Source organism: Candidatus Accumulibacter phosphatis (genome assembly GCF_000024165.1).
Lineage (GTDB): Bacteria > Pseudomonadota > Gammaproteobacteria > Burkholderiales > Rhodocyclaceae > Accumulibacter > Accumulibacter phosphatis.
In genome coordinates this window covers 874044-897784 of the sequence record NC_013194.1, presented here as the reverse complement: position 1 = coordinate 897784, position 23741 = coordinate 874044, and the positions used below count along the sequence as shown (strand labels likewise).

Annotated in this window: 23 protein-coding genes and 1 tRNA gene; 8 read left to right on the top strand and 16 right to left on the bottom strand. The window is 63.8% G+C overall.

Going from position 1 to position 23741, the window contains the following annotated elements; genetic code table 11:
* Positions 1–108 precede the first annotated feature (108 nt).
* Positions 109–1242, bottom strand: a complete 1134-nt coding sequence (locus tag CAP2UW1_RS03880) for a patatin-like phospholipase family protein (RefSeq protein ID WP_015765366.1) — start codon at positions 1240–1242, stop codon at positions 109–111.
* 117 nt (positions 1243–1359) lie between these two features.
* Positions 1360–3660: an NADP-dependent malic enzyme gene (locus tag CAP2UW1_RS03875; RefSeq protein WP_015765365.1), complete on the bottom strand. Its 2301-nt coding sequence runs from the start codon at positions 3658–3660 to the stop codon at positions 1360–1362.
* A gap of 364 nt (positions 3661–4024) precedes the next feature.
* Between CAP2UW1_RS03875 and CAP2UW1_RS03870 the strand changes: the two genes are divergently transcribed.
* Positions 4025–5863, top strand: coding sequence for a phosphoenolpyruvate carboxykinase (GTP) (locus CAP2UW1_RS03870; RefSeq protein WP_015765364.1), 1839 nt, complete (start codon positions 4025–4027; stop codon positions 5861–5863).
* A 105-nt stretch (positions 5864–5968) separates the two neighbouring features.
* Positions 5969–7129 carry a pyridoxal phosphate-dependent aminotransferase gene (locus tag CAP2UW1_RS03865; protein ID WP_015765363.1) on the top strand — a complete coding sequence of 387 codons (1161 nt, stop codon included), beginning with the start codon at positions 5969–5971 and terminating at the stop codon, positions 7127–7129.
* Between the two features lie 108 nt (positions 7130–7237).
* On the opposite strand, the gene ampD is transcribed toward CAP2UW1_RS03865, so the two are convergent.
* From ampD to CAP2UW1_RS03835, 6 genes are all read right to left on the bottom strand, one after another.
* Positions 7238–7795, bottom strand: a complete 558-nt coding sequence (gene ampD / locus CAP2UW1_RS03860; protein ID WP_041568110.1) for a 1,6-anhydro-N-acetylmuramyl-L-alanine amidase AmpD — start codon at positions 7793–7795, stop codon at positions 7238–7240.
* A 26-nt stretch (positions 7796–7821) separates the two neighbouring features.
* Positions 7822–9192 (bottom strand): sigma-54-dependent transcriptional regulator, encoded by a 1371-nt coding sequence (locus CAP2UW1_RS03855; RefSeq protein ID WP_015765361.1) that lies wholly within the window; start codon positions 9190–9192, stop codon positions 7822–7824.
* A complete protein-coding gene (locus CAP2UW1_RS03850; protein ID WP_015765360.1) occupies positions 9183–10775 on the bottom strand; it encodes a two-component system sensor histidine kinase NtrB in 1593 nt (530 codons plus the stop codon). The genes CAP2UW1_RS03855 and CAP2UW1_RS03850 overlap by 10 nt, the downstream gene beginning before the upstream one ends.
* Positions 10776–10781: 6 nt before the next feature.
* Positions 10782–11015 carry a PP0621 family protein gene (locus CAP2UW1_RS03845; protein WP_015765359.1) on the bottom strand — a complete coding sequence of 78 codons (234 nt, stop codon included), beginning with the start codon at positions 11013–11015 and terminating at the stop codon, positions 10782–10784.
* A gap of 150 nt (positions 11016–11165) precedes the next feature.
* A tRNA-Pro gene (locus CAP2UW1_RS03840) sits at positions 11166–11242 on the bottom strand.
* 18 nt (positions 11243–11260) lie between these two features.
* Entirely contained in the window at positions 11261–12223 is a 963-nt protein-coding gene (locus tag CAP2UW1_RS03835; protein ID WP_015765358.1) for a polyprenyl synthetase family protein, read from the bottom strand.
* A gap of 169 nt (positions 12224–12392) precedes the next feature.
* Between CAP2UW1_RS03835 and rplU the strand changes: the two genes are divergently transcribed.
* The 6 genes from rplU (at position 12393) to CAP2UW1_RS03805 (ending at position 16913) form a co-directional block, all read left to right on the top strand.
* Positions 12393–12728, top strand: coding sequence for a 50S ribosomal protein L21 (rplU, locus tag CAP2UW1_RS03830; protein WP_015765357.1), 336 nt, complete (start codon positions 12393–12395; stop codon positions 12726–12728).
* A gap of 19 nt (positions 12729–12747) precedes the next feature.
* Positions 12748–13014 (top strand): 50S ribosomal protein L27, encoded by a 267-nt coding sequence (rpmA, locus tag CAP2UW1_RS03825; RefSeq protein WP_015765356.1) that lies wholly within the window; start codon positions 12748–12750, stop codon positions 13012–13014.
* Positions 13015–13117: 103 nt separating this feature from the next.
* Positions 13118–14215 (top strand): Obg family GTPase CgtA, encoded by a 1098-nt coding sequence (gene cgtA / locus CAP2UW1_RS03820; protein WP_015765355.1) that lies wholly within the window; start codon positions 13118–13120, stop codon positions 14213–14215.
* Between the two features lie 2 nt (positions 14216–14217).
* Positions 14218–15336: a glutamate 5-kinase gene (gene proB / locus CAP2UW1_RS03815; protein ID WP_015765354.1), complete on the top strand. Its 1119-nt coding sequence runs from the start codon at positions 14218–14220 to the stop codon at positions 15334–15336.
* A gap of 128 nt (positions 15337–15464) precedes the next feature.
* A complete protein-coding gene (locus CAP2UW1_RS03810; protein ID WP_041567684.1) occupies positions 15465–16148 on the top strand; it encodes a class I SAM-dependent methyltransferase in 684 nt (227 codons plus the stop codon).
* A gap of 33 nt (positions 16149–16181) precedes the next feature.
* On the top strand, positions 16182–16913 hold the full coding sequence (locus tag CAP2UW1_RS03805; protein ID WP_015765352.1) for a lipopolysaccharide kinase InaA family protein: 732 nt from the start codon (positions 16182–16184) through the stop codon (positions 16911–16913).
* On the opposite strand, the gene CAP2UW1_RS03800 is transcribed toward CAP2UW1_RS03805, so the two are convergent.
* From CAP2UW1_RS03800 to bamE, 8 genes are all read right to left on the bottom strand, one after another.
* A complete protein-coding gene (locus CAP2UW1_RS03800; protein ID WP_015765351.1) occupies positions 16875–17612 on the bottom strand; it encodes a GNAT family N-acetyltransferase in 738 nt (245 codons plus the stop codon). The genes CAP2UW1_RS03805 and CAP2UW1_RS03800 overlap by 39 nt on opposite strands.
* Positions 17613–17624: 12 nt before the next feature.
* A complete protein-coding gene (locus CAP2UW1_RS03795; RefSeq protein ID WP_015765350.1) occupies positions 17625–18833 on the bottom strand; it encodes an MFS transporter in 1209 nt (402 codons plus the stop codon).
* A gap of 175 nt (positions 18834–19008) precedes the next feature.
* Positions 19009–19764, bottom strand: a complete 756-nt coding sequence (gene zapD / locus CAP2UW1_RS03790; protein WP_015765349.1) for a cell division protein ZapD — start codon at positions 19762–19764, stop codon at positions 19009–19011.
* Between the two features lie 60 nt (positions 19765–19824).
* Positions 19825–20448, bottom strand: coding sequence for a dephospho-CoA kinase (coaE, locus tag CAP2UW1_RS03785; protein WP_015765348.1), 624 nt, complete (start codon positions 20446–20448; stop codon positions 19825–19827).
* On the bottom strand, positions 20445–21143 hold the full coding sequence (locus CAP2UW1_RS03780; RefSeq protein ID WP_015765347.1) for an SPOR domain-containing protein: 699 nt from the start codon (positions 21141–21143) through the stop codon (positions 20445–20447). The genes coaE and CAP2UW1_RS03780 overlap by 4 nt, the downstream gene beginning before the upstream one ends.
* Positions 21144–21145: 2 nt before the next feature.
* A complete protein-coding gene (locus CAP2UW1_RS03775) occupies positions 21146–22510 on the bottom strand; it encodes a TrpB-like pyridoxal phosphate-dependent enzyme (protein WP_015765346.1) in 1365 nt (454 codons plus the stop codon).
* A 58-nt stretch (positions 22511–22568) separates the two neighbouring features.
* Positions 22569–22979: an adenosylmethionine decarboxylase gene (gene speD / locus CAP2UW1_RS03770; protein WP_015765345.1), complete on the bottom strand. Its 411-nt coding sequence runs from the start codon at positions 22977–22979 to the stop codon at positions 22569–22571.
* 136 nt (positions 22980–23115) lie between these two features.
* A complete protein-coding gene (gene bamE, locus CAP2UW1_RS03765) occupies positions 23116–23604 on the bottom strand; it encodes an outer membrane protein assembly factor BamE domain-containing protein (protein ID WP_015765344.1) in 489 nt (162 codons plus the stop codon).
* Positions 23605–23741 lie beyond the last annotated feature (137 nt).

The window sequence follows — 23741 nt, the reverse complement described above, 5'->3', positions numbered from 1 at the left end:
TTTGTTCATAACGATTCTACAACAGCCCATCACTTCTGAAGCATAGACGAAGAAAAATAGAGAGATAGGCACAGTATGTAATGTAGCACATCAGGAGGCTTCACAGATTCACAGTTCAAGAAATGCGGTGACGTCGTCTCGCCGCGCCATCGCGTCCGTGTAGCCCAGATCGATCAACGCACCGGTATAGGCCTGCTCGAAGAGGAGATAGCTGGTCAGTGCGCCGCCACGTCGATTCATGGCACCCAGGCCGCGCAGCAGGGTCCTTACCGCCCACGGCAGGGCATGTGCATGCCGTGCGGCCAGATCGTCGAGACGCTGGGACGGAGAAATCACAAGAGAGTGCACCGGACGCAGGCGAAGGTCGCCCTGCTCTCGCAATGACTGCGGAATTTGGGAGAGGGTGCGGTTGATACGTTCCATCCGCTCGATATCCACGGCCAGACTGTCGAGGAAAATCGACGCCAGCGCATGCCCCGCAATCTGCGCCAGGGTCGGGTAGCGCCGCGAACTTTGCCGCGTCAACACTTCCCTCACCTGACCAACCCCGATGATCAGAACCTTCTCAGCCCCGAGATGGATTGCCGGTGAGATCGGCGCCAGCTGGCGCATCGATCCGTCGCCGAAATACTCGCGATGGAGATGTACGGCCGGGAAAATGAAGGGAATCGCACTTGACGCCATCAGATGTTCAACCGAAAGGCGTGTTCGACAGCCCGTACGTTGCGTCCGCCGCCACGTCGCCACCTCGGGATGGGCCTGAAAGAAGCTGACGCTGTGACCGGTCGCATAACCAGATGCCGTGATGCTGACCGCATACAGCGAACCCCTGGCAATCGAACGCTCGATGCTGCGAAAATCCAGCTGCCGCTCGAGCAATCGCCGTAAGGGTTGATTGTCGAGCAGCGCCTGCGGACTGCGCCTGATTACCCAGCCGAACAGCAAGGCGCTCAACCAGCGCGCACCGGCCACGCCCATCCCCACGGGATCGGCCCGGTAGATCTGACTGGCGTGCATGTTGCGCCAGACATCGACCAGCGCGTCTACCGCAGCGCTGAAGTTGCCGGCATGGCAAGCCAGGGTCGCGGCGTTGACGGCGCCGGCCGACGTACCACAGAGAATGGGAAAGGGATTCCGGCTGGAATCGCCATGCAGTTCGCGAATGGCCTGCAGGACGCCCACCTGATACGCGGCACGGGCGCCGCCTCCACTGAGGATCAAGGCAGTCTTGGCGTGTGGCATAGGCCCCCGTCGGTGTGCGATCGCGAACCCGGGGGCTGGACCGGTGCTGTCCGTCGGACAGCTCCCGCGGCCCACAGCCCGGAGCGCGCGGCGCCCGCTCCGGGCCTCCCGGCTTGCTCAGCGCTCGTTCATGAGCTTCTCGACGACCGTCAGCGCCGTCATGTTGACGATCCTGCGCACGGTCGCCGTAGCCGTCAGGATGTTCACCGGCTGGGCGGCGCCGAGGAGGATGGGTCCGATGGTGAGGTTGTCGCCAGAGGCAATCTTGAGCAGGTTGAAGGAGATGTTGGCCGCGTCCAGCGTCGGCATGATGAGCAGGTTGGCCTGCCCCTTGAGACGAGCGTCGCCGGGAAAGACCCGTTGCCGGATGGAGTCGTCGAGCGCGGCGTCACCGTGCATTTCTCCCTCGACTTCCAGGCGCGGCGCCCGCTCCTTCAACAAGCGCAGCGCTGCGCGCATCTTCAGCGCCGTCGGCGTGTTGTCGGTACCAAAGGACGAATGCGACAGCAAAGCAACGCGCGGCGTCACACCAAAGCGGCGGACTTCTTCGGCCGCCAGCAGGGTCATGTCCGCCAACTGTTCGGCGGAGGGATCGTAGTTGATGTAGGTATCGGCAAGGAACAGCGTACGATCCGGCAGGAGCAGGACGCTCATCGCATAGAGATTGCTGGCACCGGGTGCCAGACCGACGACATTCTCGACATACTCGCGATGCACGGCGTGGCGACCGAAGGTGCCGCAAATCAGACCGTCGGCATCGCCCATGCGCACCATCAGCGAACCGAACAGCGTCGCCCGACGGCGCACCTCGCGCCTGGCAAAATCGGCTGAAACCCCCTTGCGCTCGGTAAGGCGCCGGTACTCTTTCCAGTAAGGCTCGAAGTGCGACTCGAAGAAGTCGCTGTAGTCGGCGGCAACGATTTCGAAGTCGGTCCCCGGACGCACACGCAGGTTCAGCGTCTCGAGCTTGCGGACGATGTCGCCGGGATGGCCAATCAGGATGGGCTTCGCGATCCCTTCGTCGACGATCACCTGTACGGCACGCAGGACGCGCTCGTCACCCCCCTCGGCAAAGACGATGCGTCTGGGTGCCTGCTTGGCCTGCGAGAAGACTGGCTTCATGATCAGGCCGAAGTGATAGACGAATTCGTCGAGACTCTCCCGATAGGCATCGATGTCCTTGATCGGCCGGGTCGCGACTCCGGATTCCATGGCCGCCTCGGCAACCGCCGGCGCGATCTTGCCGATCAGGCGCGGGTCGAATGGATTCGGAATCAGGTATTCGGGACCGAAGTTGCCGACCTGCTCACCGTAGGCCTTGGCTGCCACCTCGGACTGCTCGACGCGCGCCAGTTCGGCAATCGCCTTGACAGCGGCCAGCTTCATCGCTTCCGTGATCGTGCTCGCCCCGACGTCGAGCGCGCCGCGGAAAATGAAGGGGAAACACAGCACATTGTTGACCTGGTTGGGATAGTCGGAGCGACCGGTAGCGATGATCGCATCGCTACGCACCGCCTTGACCTCTTCCGGTCTGATTTCCGGGTTGGGGTTGGCGAGCGCCATGACCAGTGGCCTGGGCGCCATCCTGGCAACCATCTCCGGCTTGAGAACGCCTCCGGCCGACAAGCCGAGGAAGACGTCGGCGCCCTCGATGACTTCACCCAGGGTGCGCGCGTCGGTCTCCTTGGCGTAGCGCCCCTTGATCTCATCCATCTCCTCGACCCGCCCCGCGTAGACCAGCCCCTTGATGTCGGTCACCCAGATGTTCTCAACCGGGATACCGAGCATGACGAGCAGGTCAAGGCAGGCGAGCGCGGCAGCGCCGGCACCCGAGGTGACCACCTTCACCTGATCGAGTTCCTTGCCCTGCAGGAACAGACCATTGAGGATCGCGGCTCCGACGACGATCGCCGTCCCGTGTTGGTCGTCATGAAACACCGGAATCTTCATCCGTTCGCGCAGCTTCCTCTCGACGTAGAAGCACTCCGGTGCCTTGATGTCCTCGAGGTTGATACCACCAAACGTCGGCTCCAGCGAGGCAATGATCTCCACCAGACGCTCCGGATCCCGTTCCTCGATCTCGAGGTCGAAGACGTCGATATTCGCGAACTTCTTGAACAGGACCGCCTTGCCTTCCATCACCGGCTTCGCCGCCAGCGGACCGATCGCGCCAAGGCCGAGGACAGCTGTGCCATTGGTGATGACGCCGACCAGATTGGCGCGCGACGTCAGCGTACTGACCTCCGCGGGAATGGCGACGATCTCCTCACAGGCCGCGGCGACGCCGGGAGAGTAGGCCATGGAAAGATCGTACTGATTGGTGAGCTGCGTGGTCGGCTGCAGTGAAATCTTGCCCGGCTTGGGATTGCGATGGTAGAAAAGGGCGGCCGTGCGCAACTGGTCCTTGTCGTTGTTCATTTTCATTCTCCTCACGGAATTTGGTGCCGCAGCGACTGCTGGTGGCTTGCCCGATGAGCGCTCGCCGAAGGCCCAGCAGTGTCGTCCAGGCATCGGCTCGACACAACGGCAACTGTCGACGGATCGTTGGTGCGGGGCGCAGCTGTGGCATAATTACACAAACCATCACTTCCTTGTAGCACCACTGCCTAGCATGCTGATCTCACCCCCCTGCACTGGGCTTGTTCCTCGCCAGCCGCGACCGACGCGTCGCATCCCACGGACCTGGACGGACGACTCCGCTCCCCGGCTCTGTTGGTCAGGCTCCGCGCGCGCCGCGCCACGGTAAGTCCCGCTTCTCTACCTTCCTTCGAGAGTGATTACCATGAACCAGACTGTCTCCATCAACGCCCCCGACTACGTCAAACACGAACGCCTGAAGAAATGGGTCGCCGAAATCGCGGCACTCACCGAGCCTGCCCAGGTCGTCTGGGCTGACGGCACGCAAGAAGAATACGATCGCCTCTGCGCCGAGCTCGTCGAAGCCGGTACCTTCACCAAGCTCAAGAAGCGCAAGAACTCCTTCCTCGCATTCTCCGATCCATCCGACGTTGCCCGCGTCGAAGACCGCACCTATATCTGCTCCGAGAAGAAGGAAGACGCCGGCCCGACCAATAACTGGGAAGATCCGGCCAAGATGCGCGGCATCCTCAGCGGCCTCTTCAAGGGCTGCATGAAGGGCCGCACGATGTACGTCATCCCGTTCTCGATGGGTCCGATCGGCTCGCCGATCGCCCAGATCGGCATCGAGATCTCCGACAGCGCCTATGTGGTGGTCAATATGCGCATCATGACCCGCATGGGCAAGGACGTCTTCCCGGTCCTCGGTACCGACGGCGCCTTCGTTCCGTGCGTGCACTCGATCGGCGCACCGAAGGAGCCCGGCCAGAAGGATCCGCGCTGGCCGTGCAACCCGACCACCAAGTACATCGTCCACTATCCCGAAACGCGCGAAATCTGGTCCTACGGTTCGGGCTACGGCGGCAACGCGCTGCTCGGCAAGAAGTGCCTGGCGCTGCGCATCGCCTCCAACATGGCGCGTGACGACGGTTGGCTGGCCGAACACATGCTGATCCTCGGCGTCGAATCGCCTGCCGGCGACAAGCACTACGTGGCGGCAGCGTTCCCGTCGGCCTGCGGCAAGACCAATTTCGCGATGCTGGTGCCGCCGCAAAGCCTGAACGGCTGGAAGATCACCACCATCGGCGACGACATCGCCTGGATCAAGCCGCGCAAGGACAAGGACGGCGTCACCCGTCTCTACGCGATCAACCCGGAAGCCGGCTTCTTCGGCGTTGCCCCGGGCACCAACGACAAGACCAACTTCAATGCCATGGCCTCGCTCGCCGAGAACACCATCTTCACCAACGTCGCGCTGACCGACGACGGCGATGTCTGGTGGGAAGGCATGGGCCCGGCGCCCGCACACGCCATCGACTGGCAGGGCAACGACTGGACGCCGGAAATCGCCAAGGAGAAGGGCACCAAGGCAGCGCACCCGAACTCCCGCTTCACGGCGCCCGCTGCGCAATGCCCGTGTATCGACGACCAGTGGCAGAGCACCGAAGGCGTGCCGATCTCGGCCTTTCTCTTCGGTGGCCGTCGTGCATCGACCGTACCGCTGGTTTGCCAGACCCGCGACTGGGAACATGGTGTCTACGCTGCCGCCACGCTCGGTTCCGAAACGACTGCCGCCGCCTTCGGCCAGCAGGGTGTCGTCCGCCGCGACCCGTTCGCCATGCTGCCCTTCTGCGGCTACAACATGGCCGACTACTACAGCCACTGGCTGAAGATGGGTAGCGTCACCGACCAGCCGGTGCCGATCTTCATGGTCAACTGGTTCCGCATGAATGAAAAAGGCGAGTTCGCCTGGCCCGGCTTCGGCGACAACGCGCGCGTCCTCAAGTGGATCATCGAACGTTGCGAGGGCAAGGCCTCCGGCGTCGAAACGACTCTCGGCTGGATGCCCAACTACGAAGACATGGACTGGTCCGGTACCGACTTCTCCAAGGCGGAATTCGCCGGCGTCACCAGCCTCGACAAGCAGGCCTGGCTGAGCGAACTCGAAGGGGTCAAGGACTGGTTCGGCAAGATGGGCGACAAGTTGCCTGCCAAGCTTGCCGACGTTCGCGACAAGTTCGAGAAGGAATTCCAGGCAGCCTGAGCATTCCGTGTCATCCGTGGAGGCCGCCTGCGGGCGGCCTTTTTTTTCGCATGGTTGACGCCGTATCGGTAAACTGTCCGCTTTCACCAATACCGTCACCAGTTCATGCCGACCTTTCCCGCCAGCCGCCTAGCCGACATCGCCCCTTTCCACGTCATGGAGTTGATGGCGCACGCCAGAGCACTGGCGGCCACCGGGCGCGACATCATCCACATGGAAGTCGGCGAACCGGATTTCCCGACCCCCGAGCCGATCCTCGCCGCTGCCCAGGCGCATGTCGCTACCGGCCGCGTGTTCTATACGCCGGCACTCGGACTCCCCGAACTACGCAGTGCCATCGCCGCGTTCTACGCCACGCGCTACGGCATCACCATCCCGTCATCGCGTATCGTCGTCACCGCCGGGGCTTCCGGGGCACTGCTGCTGGCCATGGCCTGCCTCGCCGAACCCGGCAGCGAATGGCTTCTCACCGACCCGGGTTATCCCTGCAACCGCAACTTCGTGCGCAGCTTCGAGGGAGTGCCCATCGGCATGCTCGTCCACCCCGAGAACAACTTCCAGCCGACACTCGCCGATTTCGAAGCGCACTGGAACGAGCGCACGGCAGGCGCGCTGCTCGCCTCGCCGGCCAACCCAACCGGCACCCTGCTCGACGACGACGTGCTGGCGGCCATTGCCGGCTTTGTTCGCCAACAGGGGGGACAATTGCTCGTCGACGAGATCTACCACGGGCTGAGCTACGAGCGTGACGCCTCGACGGCACTGCAATTTGGTGATGACATTTTTGTCGTGCAGAGCTTCTCCAAGTATTTCAACATGACCGGCTGGCGACTGGGCTGGCTGGTCATTCCCGAACGCTTCAGCCGCGACATCGAAAAGCTCGCACAGAACCTGTTCATCTCACCGTCGGCACCAGCGCAACACGCGGCGCTCGCCGCCTTTGCTCCCGCGACGATCAGCATCCTCGAAGCGCGACGCCAGGAGTTCAGGCGTCGGCGGGACTTCCTGGGCCCGGCCCTGACGGCGCTTGGCTTCCGCTTGCCGGCTAGAGCGGAGGGCGCCTTCTACCTCTACGCGAATTGCAGCGAACTGACCGACGACAGCGAGCGCTTCGCGCACGACCTGCTCGATGCGACCGGGGTCGCCGCGACACCAGGCCTCGACTTCGGCAGCAACGCGCCGGAAAAGCACCTGCGCTTCGCGTACACCACCGGTGTTGAACGCCTGGCGGAAGCCGCCGAGCGAATCCGCAGGTATCTCGGCTGAGCCACGCCGCACGGAGCGGTGTCGCGGGGCGAGTGCGGGCAAAGCCTGCCGACGCGGGACAGGAACGTACCAGCGCGCTCGCAGACCGCTACACGGCCCAGAGCAGGGTCATCGGCGTCGCGGCAGGTCGCCGGGCAACTCGCCGATCGATCCCAGGCGCCGCCAGTCGAAGCAGGGTCCCGGGTCAGTCTTCCGCCCTGGGGAGATATCGCTGTGCCCGACCACCGCGTCGATCGGATAGCCAGCGCACAACCTGCCGACAAGCGCCAGCAGACAGGAGTACTGGGCGTCTTCAAAGGGCGACTCGTCGCAGCCCTCCAGCTCGATTCCCAACGAAAAGTCGTTGCAGCCCTGGCGTCCCTTCCACGCGGAAAGGCCGGCATGCCAGGCACGCTCCCGACAGGAAACGAACTGTATCAACTCGCCGTCGCGACGAACCAGGAAATGCGCGGAGACGCGCAAGCCGATGATCTGCGCGAAGTACGGGTGGGCAGCAGGATCCAGTCGATTGGTAAACAGCCGCGCAATGCCGTCGCCGCCAAAACGCGCCGGCGGCAGGCTGATCGCGTGGATGACGATCATCGACACGACTTCGCCAGGCGGGCGCGGGTCACGATTTGGCGACACGATATGCAGCGCCTCATCAAGCCAGCCACCCGCCGGCATCGCCGGCGCGCCATCGGCCAGACGACTCACTCTTCGATGCCCAGCCGTTCGATACGATAGCGCAGCGAGCGAAAGGTCACGCCGAGCAGTCTGGCAGCCGCCGTCCGGTTGAAGTCGGTCTTCGTCAAGGCTTCGACGATTGCCTGCTTCTCGACACGGTTGATGTAGTCGTCCAGAGTTTCGCCATCCCTGCCCACGCTGTCACTCACCGCCATGACCGGAGCCAGTTGCAGATCGTCGATCAGCACCGTGTCGTTGCTGCACAAGGCGGTAGCCCGCTCGAGGACATTCTCCAGTTCCCGGACATTCCCGGGAAAGCTGTACGCCTTCAGCGCGCGCATGGCTGCCGCCTCGACGCGCGGCGGCTGCGCTCCGCAGATGCGCACCAGCAGCGCCGCGACCAGGGGCTCGACATCTTCCTGACGCTCGCGCAGGGGCGGCATCCTGAGTTCGATGACGTTCAGACGGTAATAGAGATCCTGACGAAACGATCCGGCGTCAACACAGTCCTTGAGCATTCGGTGGGTCGCCGAGATGATGCGCACATCGACCGCCTCCTCGACAGTGCTGCCCACCTTGCGCACTTTCTTCTCCTGGATGGCACGCAGGAGCTTGACCTGCATCAACAGCGGCAGATCGGCAACCTCGTCCAGAAACAGTGTCCCACCGGTGGCCGCCTGGAAGAAACCGGCGCGGTCGCTGTCGGCGCCGGTGAATGCGCCCTTGCGATAGCCGAAGAACTCGCTTTCCATCAGGTTCTCGGGAATCGCCCCGCAGTTGACCGGAACGAACGGCGCGGTGCGGCGCGCGCTGTGGTCGTGGATCAGGCGTGCCGCGAGTTCCTTGCCGGTGCCCGACTCGCCGGAGACATACAGCGGCGCCTGGCTGCGTGCCAGCTTCTCGATCATCTGGCGCACCTGGGCAATCGCCATCGACTCGCCGATCAGTTGCGCCGCAGCGCCCGACGGCTGCCCGGCTTCGCTGGATCCACTCCTTGTGGGAAGACTGAGCGCCGACTTGATCAGGCTGCGCAATTGATCGAGCGCAACCGGCTTCGCGAGATAGTCAAAGGCTCCTGCCTTGAGCGCGGCGACGGCGTTCTGAGCGCTGCCGAAAGCCGTTATCACCGCCACCGGTGTCTCGCCGTAGCGCTCACCGATCAGCCGTACGATCTCCAATCCCTCCCCGTCGGGCAATCGCATATCGGTAAGGCACAGCTGATAGCGGTGCTGTTCGAGCAGCTGCCGCGCCTGCGCCACAGTTGCCGCGCAGTCGGCCGAAAGGCCCATACGAGCCACGGTCAGGTCGAGCAGTTCGCGGATATCCGCCTCGTCGTCGACCACCAGCACTCTTGCCAACTCGCCGCGCGGGCGCCGCTCCGCCTTGCCTAGTGACATCCTGTAGTCCTCCCCAAGAGACGGAAATCGGCACCGGGCCCGGTGCCCAGCAGTTCGAGTTGGGCACCATTGGCATCGGACAACTCGCGCGCGATATAGAGCCCCAGACCGGTGCCGCGGTGGTGCGTGGTGAAGAACGGCTCGAAAATCTGCTCCCGGCAGGCATCATCGATCCCCTCGCCATCGTCGATGACATGCAGTTCGATCTGCCCAGCGACCCGGCCATCAAGAACGACCAGCCGAACGCTGCCCGCCGCACGCCGCGAATGACGTACGGCGTTACCGAGGAGGTTCCACAGCACCTGGTGGAAATGCGAACGATCAAAGCAGAGCGTGGCCGAGCCTGCCAACTCGAGCGTGAGAACGTCTGCAGGCAAGTCCTCCTTGACCAGGTACTCTTCGATGAACAAGGGCAAGGCCTGACGCAGGTCTATCGACTCGCGATAGGCGCGATCACGACGTCCGAGTTCCAGGACGTCGCTGACAATGCGATCGAGCCGCTGCGCGTTGTCCAGAACGATGCGCAGCAAGCGCTCGTGCATCTCGCCACGCCGCTCCTCGCGCAGCAGTTCGCCAGCATGACTGATCGCCGACAAGGGATTGCGGATCTCGTGCGCAATGTTGGCGGTGAGACGACCGAGTGCGGCCAGCTTCATCTGCCGCGCCTGCTCCCGCAAGGAACCCATATCCTCCAGGAACGCCAGCACATCACGGTCGGAAGTCTCGGTCGGCACAAAGCTGGCGCGCAATTCGAAGCCGCTCGCCGGCACCCGTGCGAGCACCGATTCCTGGTCGACACCCTGACTCCAGGCAACGAAACCCTGTGCCAGATCAGCCGAGCACTCGGCCAACAGACAATCGCTTGCCCCACTCAAGCCCAGTAGCCGCCGTGCCCGTGGATTGCTCTGCTTGACCCGGCCGTCGCGGCTAAGCACGAGGACGCCGTCCTGCATCTCTTCGATGACGCGCTGGCTGATCACCGTCTGGTTCTTCAGATCGACACCACGCTGCAGCGCCAGCGCCTCGTTGGCTATCACCCGCCGCGCCAGCAGGCGAGCGGACACCGCGACCGCGAAGAAGGCGGAACTGAACACCCCAGCGTTGAAGAATCCAAGCACGTCGAAGTCGTTCTGGAGTGCCCGATACGATTGCTCAAAGAGAATCGCCAGCGTGGCCATTGCCGCATAGAACACCACCAGGCGCCCCTGACCAACCAACCCGGCACCGGCCAGCGTCACCAGCAGCATTGAGCCGAGGCCACTGCCCAGGCCACCACCGACATGAATCAACAGGGTCATGACCAGCACATCGACCAGCACGCTACCGGTGAGCTGCATGCTCGCGTGCCGACGAAGCTGATAGGCAAGCAACACCGCTATGGCGGTGCTCAGCAGATACAGGCTGGCGAGGACCAGCAGTTGCTGACGACCCTGGTCAGGACCAAGAACGGCAAAGGCCGACGGGTGAAGCAGTGCGGCGGAGAAGAGCAGAGCCGCAACCGCCAGCCGGTAGAGGTTGAAGTAACGTAGCGACTTCCAGTGAGTCTCGGAAAAGCGCTCGCTGCGAACCGGCGTGTTCAACATGGCTACTCAGCGATCGTCGGAGCGTGCTTCGCGAAGATGGGCTGCGCAGCAGTAGTAGCGGCCTTCGTCGAGAATGCTCTCGCTGACCGGCTGATTGACGCCGCAGCGGGCACACTGCACCATCCGTTCAACCTCCCGCTGGGCCGGCCGCGTCCCCGCTCCGGCCTGCGACTTGCGGGCGTGGCGCCAGAGCCACCAGACGGCGATGACCAACGCGATCAGCAAAAGGTATTTCGTCATGGCCAGATGAATTCTGCAGGGCTGACAAGCATAGCAGAAGCTGCCGACGACGGAACCCGGGGCACAACGATTTGGCGCGACTGACGATGACAGCGCCTACGGAAGAACCGTGAGCGCCTTGCGAAACCGCGCGAAGCGCGGCGATTGAAGTGGTCGGGGCGAGAGGATTCGAACCTCCGACTCCTGCGTCCCGAACGCAGTACTCTACCAGGCTGAGCTACGCCCCGACCGAGGCAACGACCGTGCTAGTAACTTCTGGCAACGGCGAAGAGGGACAATTCTAGCAAGGAATCCTTGTATTGAGAAGCAGGCACGACCGAGAGTGCGGCTGCGGCGAGTTCAGCCTCCGCCCTGGCCTTGCGTCGCGCATAGTCCAGCGCCCCGGTGGCGCGAATCGCTGCCAGGACGTTGGGGAAGTCGTCCCGACCGCCGCTCTCGATGGCCCGCCTTACGCAAGCCGCCTGTTCTGTGTTGCCATGCTGCAGCACAAAGATCAGCGGCAGCGTTGGCTTGCCTTCAGCAAGATCGTCGCCCAGATGCTTCCCGGTCTCCACCTCGGCGCCGGAATAATCCAGCACATCGTCGATCAGTTGAAAGGCCGTCCCCAGGTGGATGCCGTAAGTCGCCATGCCCTGCTCGGCTGCTGCAGAACCGCCGCCGATTATGGCGCCCAGTTGCGCCGCCGCCTCGAACAGCTTGGCCGTCTTGTAGCGAATGACTTGCAGGTAGCCCGCCTCGTCGACGTCCGCGTCATGGCAATTCATCAACTGCAGCACCTCGCCCTCGGCGATGACGTTGGTCGCGTCCGACAACACCCGCATGACGCGCATGTCGTCGACCGCAACCATCATCTGGAAAGCGCGCGAATACAGGAAATCACCGACCAGCACGCTGGCCGAGTTGCCGAAGATCGCGTTCGCGGTATCCCGACCCCGCCGCAGGTCCGAGCCATCGACGACGTCATCGTGCAGCAGCGTGGCCGTGTGAATGAATTCGATCACCGCGGCGAGTTCGTGATGGTGCGTCCCCCGATAGTCCAGCGCACCGGCTGCCAGCAGCACCAGAGCCGGACGCAGGCGCTTGCCACCGCCCTGAATGATGTACTCCGCGACCTGACGGACCAGCGCGATGTCGGAATGAAGACGCCTGCGGATCACCGCGTCGACGGCCGTCATATCGAGCTCGATCAGGTTGTAGAACTGCTCCATTCTCACGGCACGGCACCTTGACACAAAAATTGCGGAATCTTAGGCGTCGACCTGCCTTGCGTCAAGCGACGCCGACCTGCAGGGCATTGCAAACCCTTTGACGCAAGCGAAGAACTCCGTATAATGCGCGGTTCTTTGCTTCACTTTGTTTAGTTCTTTGGAGTCCAACATGTACGCGGTCATAAAAACCGGGGGCAAGCAATATCGCGTTGTCAGCGGCGAAAAACTGAAAATAGAACAGATACCGGCAGACGTTGGCGCAGAACTCACCCTTGACCATGTCCTGATGGTGGGCGAAGGCGAGACCGTCAGGGTCGGCACGCCGCTCGTCGCCGGCGCCACGGTCAAGGCAACTGTGCTTTCGCAAGGCCGCCACGACAAGGTCCGCATCTTCAAGATGCGGCGTCGCAAGCATTATCAGAAGCATCAGGGGCATCGCCAGAACTACACCGAAATCCGGGTGGACGTCATCAGCGACGGTGCGGCGCTGCTTGCTTCAGACTGAATCGAGAGGAGTCTGACTCATGGCACACAAGAAGGCAGGCGGCAGCGTACGCAACGGCCGCGATTCGGAAGCAAAGCGTCTTGGCGTCAAGCGCTATGGCGGTCAACTGGTTCGCGCCGGCAACATCATCATTCGCCAGCGCGGCACGGCGTACCATCCGGGCGAAAACATGGGCATCGGCAAGGATCACACGCTCTTTGCGCTCGTCGATGGACATGTCCAGTTCGCGATCAAGGGTGCGTTGCGGCGGCGCACGGTGAGCATCGTCCCGGCAACTGCCGCCTGAACCGCCGCCTGGCGGCTGCCTCGGCAGCCACCCCTGGACAAAGCCCTATCCTTGCCGGTAGGGCTTTTTCTTTGCCAATCTGGCACGATGGAAAGATCGAATCATGAAATTCATCGATGAGGCTCGGATTCTCGTCGCGGCCGGCGACGGCGGCAACGGTATCGCCTCGTTCCGGCGCGACAAGTACGAACCCGAGGGAGGCCCGGACGGCGGTGACGGCGGCCACGGCGGCAACGTGCATTTCGTCGCCGACCGTAACGTCAACACCCTGATCGAGTACCGCTACGTGCGTCGATATCGCGCACAGCGCGGCACCAACGGCGGTTCGAGCGATTGCTACGGAAAACGCGGCAAGGATCTGACCTTGCACGTACCCGTCGGGACCGTGATCGCCGATGTCAACACCAACGAAGTACTCGCTGACCTGGACATCGACGGGAAGAAGTTTCTGTTGGCCCGGGGTGGCCGGGGTGGCCTCGGCAACATCCATTTCAAGTCGAGCGTCAATCGTACGCCACGCCAATGCACGCGTGGCGAGCCCGGCGAGCAGCGTGAACTGCGGCTGGAATTGCGCCTGCTTGCCGATGTCGGCCTGCTCGGCCTGCCCAACGCCGGCAAGAGCACTTTCCTGCGTGCCGTGTCGGCGGCGCGTCCCAAGGTTGCCGATTACCCGTTCACCACCCTCCATCCCCACTTGGGTGTCGTGCGCACGGCTCCGGACAGGAGTTTCGTCATTGCCGACATACCGGGACTGATCGAGGGCGCCGCCGATGGCGCCGGCCTGGGCATCCGTTTTCTCAAGCACCTCGCCCGCACGCGCCTGTTGCTGCACATCGTCGACCTCGCCCCGCCCGACCCGGATGCCGACCCGATCGGCGATTCCCTGAATGTTGTCAGCGAACTCGAGAAGTACGACCCGCAACTGGCCAGCAAGGCGCGTTGGCTGGTCTTCAACAAGCTCGATCTGATTCCCGCGGAAGAACGTGAAGAACGCATCGCCGCCTTCCTGCGAGGAGTCGGCGCGGCAGGCAGCCCCTGTTTTCGCATCAGCGCGATAAGCGGCGACGGCTGCCGCGCGCTGACGCAGAAACTGCAGGAAGCGCTCGACACGCTGCCAACCGCTGCCGCCGTCGAAGCGACAGCCAGCGACGCCACCGTGGTCTTTTCCGAAGACCTGTTCGCCGACCACCCGAGCCCGTGAACATGGCCATCACCCGCATCGCCACTGCCCGCCGACTGGTCATCAAGGTCGGCTCCGCCCTGGTCACCAACAACGGCGAAGGACTCGATCTCGCCGCCATCGACGAGTGGGCCAGACAGATCGCCAGCTTGCGGCGTTCGGAGCGACAGGTGATCCTCGTCTCCTCCGGCGCCATCGCCTGCGGCATGCAGCGCCTCGAATGGCACAAACGCCCGCGCGCCGTGCACGAACTGCAGGCGGCAGCGGCAGTCGGCCAGATGGGGCTGGCCCAGGCCTATGAAAGTGCCTTTGCACGGCACGCCTTGCACACTGCGCAGATCCTGCTCACGCATGACGACCTCGCCGACCGCAAGCGTTACCTCAATGCACGCTCGACACTGACTACGCTCCTCGAACTCGGTGTCGTACCGATCATCAACGAGAACGACACCGTCGTCACCGACGAAATCAAGTTTGGCGATAACGACACGCTCGGAGCGCTGGTCGCCAACCTCGTCGAAGCCGATTGTCTGATCATCCTCACCGATCAGCAAGGCCTGTTCACTGCCGATCCGCGCAAGGACGAAACCGCCACGCTGATCAGCGAAGCGCGTGCCGGGCTGCCGGCACTCGAAGCGATGGCCGGCGGCGCCGGCACGCAGTTCGGCAAAGGCGGCATGATCACCAAGGTCATTGCCGCCAAGCGTGCGGCGCGCAGCGGAGCGCACACGGTCATCGCCAGCGGCCGGGAGAGCGATGTCATGCTGCGACTGGCGCGCGGGGAATCGCTCGGCACCCTCCTGGTATCGGAGACGCAAGCCCTCACGGCGCGCAAGCAATGGCTGGCCGACCACCTCCAGCTCAACGGCAAACTGACGCTGGACAGAGGTGCCGTGCGCGCGCTACGGGAAGGCAAGAGCCTGCTGCCGATCGGCGTCCTTGCCGTCCAGGGAGAATTCGAACGTGGTGCGGCCGTCGCTTGTGTCACGGGCGATGGCAAGGAGATTGCGCGTGGCCTCGCCAACTATGGCAGCAGCGACTCGCGGCGAATTGCGCGCCACGCCAGCCAGGACATCGAAGACATCCTTGGCTACATCGACGAGCCGGAAATCATTCACCGTGACAACCTGATCCTGACCTAGCTCCAGACCGGCCCGTGGAGGTTTCCGGCCGGCAACCCGTCCAGCGCGGAGGCGGCGCGCCGTATGTGCTATCCTCTTTCTCCTTCCGAACGTCGGCCCGTCCAGGGCACCAGATGCCGAGCCACCACATGAGCGACCAGCAGAAAGCTGCCATTCACTTGCCCTTCTCGGACAAGTACACCGATGACCATTCGCAGCAGTACTTCGAGAAACACCACCGCAAGAAACTGTCCGACCGGATGGAACATCGGATGGCGGAACGTGCGCTGGCGCTGGCCGGCAAACCGGCGTCGGTCCTCGACCTGCCCTGCGGTACGGGCCGCTTCTGGTCGCTGCTCGCTGCCGACCCACAGCGCGAACTGCTCGCCGCCGACTACAGCCAAGCCATGCTGGACATCGCCGCCAAGGTTCGCGACCCCGCCGTGGCAAGGCGTTTCCGCCTGCTGCAGTGTTCCGCCTTCGAGATCACCTTGCCCGACAACAGTGTCGATTGCGTCTTCTCGATTCGCCTCATGCACCACATCGGCGAATCGACCAACCGTGTCGCCCTGCTCAAGGAGTTTCGGCGCGTCACGCGCGACACCATAGTGCTTTCGCTGTGGGTCGACGGCAACTACAAGGCCTGGCGCCGCCGCAAACTCGAAGAAAAACGGCGCCAGGGTGGTGAAAAGAGCGACAACCGATTCATCGTGCCGAGTGCACAATTCGAGCAGGAATGCCGCGATGCCGGCCTCGTGATTGTCGGGCACGTGGATTTCCTGCCACGCGTATTCATGTGGCGAACCTATGTGTTGCGCAAGAAGTCTGTCTAGGCAAGGGCTGGCTCGCCGGCCAGACCGGCGCCGGTGACAGTTCGCGACATCTTCCCGAATGCGGCCGCGCGCGCGCAGCTAGCCGCCAGCGGTCTCGCCGATTTCGCGGCGCTGTGGTCACTCGACACCGACTGGCATGAAGCCCCAAACGAGCGACGCGGTGGCTGGAGCGGCGTCAGCCGCCATGTACTGGCAGATGGCACGGCCATCTTCCTGAAACGGCAGGAGAACCACCTGTGCCGAACGTGGCGGCATCCGTTACGCGGCATCCCGACCTTCTATCGCGAGTACCTGAACATCCGGCGCCTGCAGGAGCACGCGATCGGCGCCGTCGAGGCGCTCTATTATGGCGACCGGCTAGCCGCCGGAAAGTGGCGTGCGATTCTCGTCACGCGCGCGCTCGATGACTCGATCAGCCTTGACGAATGGGATGCCGCGGCCGACCGCGGCGACCCCTCGCAGCGGCGCTCGCTGATCAGGGCAGTGGCCCTGGCCTGTGCGCGCCTGCATCATCACCGCCTGCAACACAGCTGCCTCTACGGCAAGCATCTGTTTGTCCGTCGCTCGCCCGCGGCCGGGCCGGATTACCAGGAAGCCGATGTCCGCTTCATCGACCTGGAGAAACTGCGCCTGGGCCTCAGCCGTGAGCGCGTCGGCGCACATGACCTCGACCAGTTGATGCGCCACACCCAGGTGTGGAGCGACGACGACCGGGCCTGTTTTCTTTTAGCCTACCGGCAGCAGCGCGCCGCCTTGAAGGGATAACCGGGTCAGTGCCGAGAGCGCGACGCGTTGCTTTTCGGCGGCGTCGAAATTCGCCGGATCGAGCCAGCGCGCGAAGGCAGCGTCGAGAAGCGGCCACTCCCGATCGATTGCCGCATACCAGGCGGTATCCCGATTGCGTCCCTTGACCACCGTCGCCTGCCGGAAGATACCCTCGAACGACAGGCCCAGACGCAGCGCCGCCGCACGCGACGGCGCATTGAGCGCATCGCACTTCCACTCGTAACGTCGATAGCCGAGTTCGAAAGCGTGCTTCATCAGCAGATACATGGCCTCGGTCGCGGCCGGCGTCTGCTGCAGACGTGGCGAGAAATTGATGTGGCCAACCTCGATCGAGCCACTTGCCGGCGCGACCCGCAAGTAGCTGGCAACCCCGACCGCCGCGTCGGAGGTCCGCTCGACAATCGCGTAGAACAACGGGTCGCGGCCGCGACAGTGCCTGTCGATCCACGCGCAGTAGCTGTCGAAGGTGTCGAACGGACCATAGGGCAGGTAGGTCCAGTTCCGGTTGTCAGCATCCAGAGCATGCGCCGCATACAGGCTGGCGGCATGCCGAGCCACGAGTGGCTCGAGACGGGCCAGACGACCCTCCAGAATCTGACCAGGCGGATGCGGCGGCACCTGCCAGTCGGCAAGCGACTCACCAACCGGTTGTCCGAGAGGGTTCAGGTGCTGGGACATGCCAGGCAATCGTCAGGTCGCCGGCCTGGTCAGCGCGGCCTCCCGGATCGGCAGGTTGCAGAGCGCCGCGCCTGCCGCCAGAACGATGTCGGCGTACCACATCCAGGCATAGTCGCCGAACTCGGTGAGCGCAATGCCACCCAGATACGCGCCGAAGAAGCCACCGATCTGATGCGACAGCAGGCTCATGCCGAACAGCGTGCCCAGATAGCGCACACCGAACAGCTTGCCAACGATGGCGGCAGTTGGTGGCACGGTGGCCAGCCAGGTGAAGCCCAGCCCGGCCGCGAAGACGTAGAAAGTCAGGTCGGTCTTCGGCGCTGCCAGGTACAGTGCAATCATCAGCGCGCGCGAAGCGTACATCCAGAACAGGACGATCTTGCTGCGATAGCGGGCGACGCAGGAACCGGCATAGAGGCTGCCGACGATGTTGGACAGGCCGATGATCGCCAGCGCCCAACTGGCGACGGCGGATGGCAAACCGCAGAGCGCGACCTCGCCCGGCAAATGGGTAACCAGAAAAGCGATGTGGAAACCACAGGTGAAGAACCCCAGATTCAGGAACTGGTAGCTGCGGTCCGCCATTGCCTCCTGAACGCTCCGCCAGAGGCCTGCCTCGCCACTGGCGCGCCGGGGAGGATCGGCGAGCGGCTTCGACACCGCCGGCACCAGCGGCACGGCCGCCAGGGTCATCAACGCCAGCGACCACATCGCACCCATCCAGCCAATCGACTGAATCAGCGCCTGCAGGATCGGCGCGAAGACGAACTGACCGAACGACCCACCGGCGTTGATGACGCCGGAGGCGGCACCGCGTGCTTCGAGCGGCAGGCGTTGGCTCGAAGCGCCGATCAGTACCGAGAAGCTGCCGGCTCCCGAACCGATCGCCGAGAGTAGCCCGAGCGACACGACCAGACCCCAGGTGCTGCTCATCAACGGGGTGATCGCACTGCCCAGAGCGAGCAGCAGCAGCCCGCCCAGCAGCACCCGCCCCGGCCCGTAGCGGTCAGCCGCCGCGCCAGCCAGAGGCTGGACGGCTCCCCAGGCGAATTGCCCGACGGCCAGAGCCAGGCTGATCGACGCGACGCCCAGACCGGTGGCGGTATTGAGCGGCGAGACGAAGAGCCCGAGCGATTGCCGGGCACCCATGGTCACCATCAGGATGCCGGCCGCCGCCAGAGTTACCGTCCATAGAGCCGGCTGATTGAGTGTTCGGAACATCGCGCGAGTCGTCTTGGGAGTTGAGCAGGCTGGTGCAAATGCGGATGGAGTGTACCGACGAGGGGGGCCACCACCGCGAGCCCCAAACTCAGCCGCGGGCAAAACAGACCACGTCAAGCCGCGTGACGTCAAAGCGGACCGGTCATCGCGATCCTGGCGACGAAACGGAAGCGGCCTACAGGTTGCAGAACAGCATGTCGAACTCGACGTCGTTGTCACAATGTCGCGGCCGATGATCGCTGTCCGGGCGGGTGAAACGAATGTTCAGCGCATACTTGTTGGCGCTGATTTCGGGGATGAAAGGATCGTGCAGGCGCAGCGAGATACGTACCATCTGCGAACTGCTGGCGCCCAGCATCAGCTGAAAAGCGCCGCCGGTGGCGATGTGATGCTCCGGACGACCACTGGCACGCAACAGGCGAAGGACGATGGTCAGCGCGTCACGCAGCGGCAGCAGCGGCTGCAGCCAGCCGAGCAAGGCTTCTCGCCGCACACCGGGGGCCTGATGGCGCCAGTAGTGATACGAAGGCAGATCGAACTCGCAGACTCCCCCGGGAATGCTCGCGCGACTCTTGATGCTCATCAGCCAGTCGTTGTCGCGGAGGTGCTGGCCGATCTTGCCGGTCATCCCGAGAAGTGCCGCGGAGGCATGCTCGATCTCGTAGAGGGCGCCGGAGAGCGCTTCCTCGGAGATGTCCGGGTTGTTGCGAAAAACCAGAAGGCTTTGCCGCTGCCGTTCGAGTTCCTGAATCAGATCCATCTTCAGGTCGGCGCGCCCCGCCACGTCAAGGATCTCGAACAGGGTCAGCAACACCACGTGGTGTTCCTGTGAGCCGTCTCCCTGCATGAAGTTGCCGCTCTTCTGGAACAAGTCCTCGAGCCGCAACAGCGTGCGTATGCGTTCGTTGAAAGGATATTCGTAGGTGATCACACAGCCGCCAGCGTCGGATACGGGGATTTCCGATGATTCTGAAGCATTTGCAGCAAAACCTCAACGGGCAGCATGAAGTTTGCTCCTGGCCAGATCAAGGTATTTCTCATGCAGGCCATCCACCTGTGCAGCCAGCGCGGCCATTTCTCCGTCATTGAAAACCAGATCATCGGCGGCTGCCTGGCGCTGTGCCCGCGAAGCCTGTGTCGCCATGATCGCCTCGACCTCTTCGGCGGCAAGCCCGCTGCGCGCCATCACGCGAGCAATCTGCACCGCCTCGTCGCAGTCGACAACGAGCACCCGATCAGCCCGCCGGCGATAGTCGGCCGATTCGACCAGCAATGGGACGATCAGCAGCACATACGGTGCCGCCACGGCAGCCGCACAGGCGACCTCGCTCTGCGCCCTGATCAGCGGATGCAGGATGGCCTCGAGCCGGGCTCTTACCGCGGGGTCGGCGAAAGCCAGGCGCCGCATGGCTGCCCGGTCGAGGCCTCCGTCAGCACGCAGCACACCGTCGCCGAAAGCCGCCGCCAATTCCCGCATGGCACCACCTTGCGCCCCGGTCAGCGCATGAGCGATGACGTCCGTATCGACCAGCGCGGCTCCTCGCTGCGCGAAAAGCTCGGCGACCGTACTCTTGCCGCTGCCGATACCGCCGGTCAAACCGACAACGAAAGTCATGGTGCGGGCTCGCTTCGCACCTTGCAGGCGCTCGGGCTGGAAGCCTTCGGCAGGAGAGCGACTATGGCCTGACGCAGCGCTTCGGCCTGCGCCTCCGGGCCACGGATTTCGAGCGCATTGACCGGTTTGCCCTTGCGCTCGCCAACCCGAGCAGACTTGACCCCTTTCGCACGCAGCGCTTCCAGTCGGGTGTTGGCGGCTGCCTCGCTCCGGTAGGTCCCCAGTGAGATGGCCAGTTGGTTGGGCCCGCCGCCGGTCACGACGAAGAACTCCTGGACCCCCAGTTGCTCCAGTTCGGCCGCCTTCCGGCTCGCTTCGTCCTTGCTGGCAAGCGGAGGAACGAAAACCCAGTAGCCGCTGATCTCGGCCGTCGTCCGCCGGCTCGCCTTGAAGGCCGCAAACTGTTCGCCGAGCAGTCGCTCGACCTGATCGGCATCGGCGTTCGCCAGATCACTCCACACCTGACAGAATTCGCCGTTGCCGTTCCTCTTGTCGACCGTCTTGTCGCTGTCGTCTTTCGTACTCGGCGCGCGTGCCGGCTCCCCGCGCGAGACGATGCGCAACTGCTCCGGGAGCACCTGCTGCGCGACGCGCTGGGCGTCGGGGTTGCCGGACCTGCCGAGGTAGCCCTGCGTCCACGCGAACAGCAGCAGGTTGGCGAGGACAAGAAGAAAGACGGCGAGACGCAGCAACATGCTCACCCGATCTTCGGCAGATGTTCCAGCGAAGCCCGGATGGCCTCGGCCGGATACTCGAAATCCTCGAGCTCACCGGCAAAATAGCGGTCGTAGGCGGCCATGTCGAAGTGTCCGTGGCCTGTAAGATTGAAGAAGATCGTCCTCGCCTCGCCGCTCTGCCGGCAGCGCTGGGCCTCGTCGATTGCCGCCCGGATCGCATGGTTGGACTCGGGCGCCGGGATGATGCCTTCAGCACGGGCGAACATCACGCCGGCTTCGAAGGTGGCCAGCTGCGTCACGGCAACCGCTTCGAGCAGGCCCTCGTGGTAGAGCTGCGAAACCAGCGGCGAATCCCCGTGATAGCGCAGGCCGCCGGCGTGGATGCCAGGGGGCATGAAGTCGTGGCCGAGGGTATACATCTTCATCAGCGGCGTAAAGCCGGAAGCATCGCCGAAGTCATAGGCGTAGCAACCCTTGGTGAGCGTCGGACAAGAACTCGGCTCGACGGCGACCAGCCGCGTCGGCTTGCCCTTGCGCCCTCCCGCCGCATTGTCGGCGATGAAGGGGAACGCCACACCAGCGAACGACGAGCCGCCACCGCAGGGGGCGAAAACGACATCCGGCCAGTCACCAGCCTTCTCGAACTGCTTCCTCGCTTCCTGACCGATGATCGTCTGATGCAGCGCCACGTGATTGAGCACCGAACCGAGAGCGTAACTGGTGTCCGCCCGTGACGCCGCCTCCTCGACGGCCTCGGAAATCGCGATGCCCAATGAACCTTGATTCTCGGGATCCTTCGCCAGCAGATCGCGTCCGGTCTGCGTCATGGCCGATGGACTGGCGAACACTTCGGCGCCCCAGGTCTGCATCATCGAACGCCTGAAAGGCTTCTGCTGGTAGCTGATCTTGACCATGTAGACGCGCACTTCGAGACCGAACATCTGGCCGGCAAAAGCCATCGAGCAGCCCCACTGCCCGGCGCCGGTTTCGGTGGTGATGCGCTTGATTCCCGCCTGCTGGTTGTAGAAAGCCTGCGGTACGGCGGTGTTTGGCTTGTGCGAACCAGCAGGCGAAACGCCTTCGTACTTGTAGTAGATCCGGGCCGGGGTCGCCAGCGCTTCCTCAAGGCGGCGGGCGCGAATCAGTGGCGACGGACGCCACAGTCGATAAATCTCACGTACCGGCTGCGGGATCGGGATCCAGCGCTCGGCCGACATTTCCTGCTCGAGAATGGCCGGCGGAAAGATCGCTCCCATCTGCTCCGGCGACACCGGTTGGTGGTCCGGGCCCAGCGGCGGCAGGGGCGGATTGGGCATGTCGGCGACGACGTTGTACCAATGCGTCGGAATCTCGGATTGCTCGAGCGTGATACGAAGCGATTCCACGCAGCCCCCTGACGTTGCTGTTGATCGAAAACCGCGAGTATACCCTTCGCCGCCTCGCCTATTCACTTCCGCCGACCCGCCCCGGAGCGGCGACCGCGTCCGGAACACCGCGAGCCAACTCGCGCTGGACCACGCGGCACGGCGCAAAGGCGCGGATCAGTCGGTCGCAGGCAAGACGCGCTGCGGCACTGTTGTCCTGGCTGAAGTTGCACACGTAAAGATCGAGCGTTACCGCCCGCACTTCGGGCCAGGTGTGAACAGCCAGATGCGACTCGGCCAGGATCACGGCGCCGGTCGCGCCAGCCGGTTCCCGCGCACTGCCGAACTGGTGAAAGGCCTGCGCAACGGGCGTCAACCCTGGGGTCGAACACACCGCCAGGCAGGTTTCCTGCAGCGTCGCCACGTCATCCAGGAAGCGCGCCTCGCAGCGGCAGTCGTAGAGTTCGGCGATCAGGTGCAGGCCATGCATGACAGCTCCAGGACGTCGTAGCGCGAGCGGCGAAGCGAGCGGCGAAGCGATTGGCGAGCCGCGGCCTGGGCGGCGGCGGCCCGCGCGAGCCACCACCCGGCGGCAGTCACCGGTCGCCCCCGGCAGCGCATGCCTCTCAGCCCTTGGGGACGAAGTTGGTACTCGTCCTGGTCACCACACCGCGGTCACTGAAATGGACATTGAAGTACCACTCCATTCCCGGCTCGACCTTCGTCTTCCAGTCCCAGACGGTTTCCTGGTTCAGCGGAAAACGCACCTGATGAGCCGGCTGGCCGAGCAGGTAGCGGACATCATCCATGCGCATGCCGGGCCTGACTTTGCTGAAATTCTCCTCGGTCAGCACTTGCCGCACCTCGCGCAGGACCTGATCGGGGCCAATGACGAGCATGTAGTTGACCATTCCCTCGGGGGTGCGCGGATACTCCCAGATGCGCGTACCATCCTCGTCGCGCCACTCGAGGTTCGGCTTGCCCATCACCTGCCGCACCTCGTCGGCGCTGGAACTGCCGGGTCTGAGACGGCTCAGCTTGTCGACGTCGCAGGCGGACACGACGAGGGCGAGCGCACCGGTCAGTAGCAAACCTGCAAGGAGTTTCCCGAACATGTCTTTCCGTGCTCCACTCACACCGGCTAGAATCGCTGGCGCCAAGCCGCGAGTATAGACGAACGCAGGCGAAGGAGTTCCGTGAGCGCGCGCGAATCCCCCGGATGCACCCGCCATCTGCCGACGGCGCCGCTGCC